Here is a 2,301-nt window from a genome sequence, read left to right as displayed (position 1 = left end):
ATCACGGGCGGCACGGGCACCGACGCCGCGGGCGTCACGGTCGAGGACACGACCGACACCGCGGGCGGCAACAAGAACATCGGCAACATCCAGGACGGCGACTGGTGGTCGTTCGACCCGATCAACCTGACCAACATCAGCGCGATTCGGTTCAGGGCCTCGTCCAACACCACTGGCGGCACCATCCAGGTCCGGCAGGGTGACCCGGCGACCGGGACGCTCATCGGCTCCGTCGACGTGGCGAACACCGGTGGCTGGCAGACGTTCAAGGACGTCACGCTGAACCTGACCAACCCGCCGGTCACGAGTGGCCCGCTGTACTTCGTCGTGCGCAAGCCGGCGAGCGCGGCGAACGACTCCTTCCTGATCAACTTCAACTGGGTCGACTTCGTCGGCAAGGGCGCCTCGGAGAACCAGCGTCCGACCGTGTCGGTGGCCGCCAACGCGACCACGGGCATCGCCCCGCTGAAGGTGGACTTCACCACCACCGCCAGCGACCCCGAGGGTGACGCGCTCACCTACAAGTGGAACTTCGGGGTGAACGGTTCGCCGGAGCCGACCACGGCCAACGCGAGCTACACCTACACCGCGCCGGGCACCTACACCGCCACGGTGACGGTGACCGACGCCAAGGGCGCCGCGACCAGCGCTCAGGTGCAGATCAAGGTGAACGCGCCGAACGTGGTGTGCTTCAGCGGCCGCTCGGACGACTTCCTGGGCAACCAGCTCGACCGTGACCGCTGGTCGGTCATCCGGGAGAACCAGGACCTGCGGGTCGCCGACGGCAAGCTGATCATCCCGACCTCGGCCACCGACATCTACCAGACGACCAACAACACGCCGAACATCGTCGTGCAGCCGATGCCGTCGGGCGCCTGGACGGCCACCGCCAAGCTCACGCTGAACGCGCAGGACGCCTACCAGCAGGCCGGCCTGGTCATCTACGGTGACGACGACAACTACGCCAAGATGGTGCTGCAGGCGCGGTCGACCTCCGGGTCCAACCACGCCAGCCGTATCTTCCAGTTCATCCGGGAAGACAAGGGTGCCCCCAACGAGGTGACCGCGAGCAACACGGCCAACCTCGGGGACGCCTACCCCGACACGGTGTACGTGCGGTTCATCAGCGACGGCACCAACATCACCGCGCACTACTCCTCGGACGGCACCAACTTCACCGCGATGTCCGAGACCAAGCCGCTCGCCGGGATCTCCAACCCGAAGATCGGCCTGATCTCGCTGGCGGGTGCGAACCACCCGGTGGTGGACGCGGCCTTCGACTGGTTCCAGATCACGCCGGACGACAAGGCCACCGCGCCGACGCCGGACGACGACTTCAACGGCACCTCGCTGGACAAGTGCCGCTGGACCCAGAACGTGCGTTACGACGAGACGGCTGTTCGCGTGACCGGTGGCAACCTGGAGATCGACACCGCCACTGGTGACATCTACGGGACGCCCAACGACGGCACGAAGAACTTCATCCTCCAGACCGCCCCGAGTGGTGACTGGACGCTGGAGACCAAGGTCGACGGCTCGGCGCTCAACGAGCGCTACCAGCAGGGCGGCCTGATCGTCTACGGCGACGACGACAACTACGTGAAGTACGACTTCGTCACCACCAACGCCGCAGGGTCGACGGTGGCGCGGACGATCGAGCTGCGTAGCGAGGTCGGCGGCGTCGTGCAGAACCCGCAGCCGCAGATCGCCAACCGCACCACCGGTGTGTGGTGGCTGCGCCTGAAGAAGGTGGGCGACAGCTTCACCGGCGCCTACTCCTCCGACGGCACCACCTGGACGGACCTCACCACGAGCGGCGCTGTCGCCGTGGTGAAGAACAGCGCCGTGGCCAACGCCAGCAAGGTCGGCGTCTACACCATCGGCACCGCCCAGGCGGCGTCCAAGACGGTCAAGTTCGACTACTTCAAGCTCGTCAAGGCGGGCAGCGAGGACAAGACCGCTCCGGTGACGACGGCGACGACCGACCCGGCCCAGCCGGAGAACGGCTCGTTCACCGGTCCGGTCACGGTCACGCTGAAGGCCGTCGACGAGAACGGCGGCAGCGGCGTGGCCAAGACCGAGTACGCGCTGGACGGCGGCGCCTGGACGGCTTACACCGCCCCGGTCACCGTCTCCGGCGACGGCCAGCACGAGGTGACCTACCGCTCGACCGACAAGGCCGGCAACGTCGAGGCGACCAAGTCGCTGAAGCTGACGATCGCCGCTGCGAAGGTCAAGCTGACCGTCACCGCCAGCACCCGCTGCATCGGCACCACCGCCTACCTGGCGGTCACCGCCGTG

General features: G+C 67.2%; 1 protein-coding gene. It reads left to right on the top strand.

The annotated features are described in order from the left end of the window. A partial coding sequence (locus tag Mam01_RS35865) for a beta-xylosidase family glycoside hydrolase (RefSeq protein WP_204289667.1) occupies positions 1-2,301 on the top strand: 2,301 nt, incomplete at both ends.

The sequence above is a fragment of the Microbispora amethystogenes genome (assembly GCF_016863015.1).
Taxonomy (GTDB): Bacteria; Actinomycetota; Actinomycetes; order Streptosporangiales; family Streptosporangiaceae; genus Microbispora; species Microbispora amethystogenes.
The sequence above is the reverse complement of the archived record's forward strand: the minus strand, read 5'-3'. Positions and strand labels throughout refer to the sequence as shown.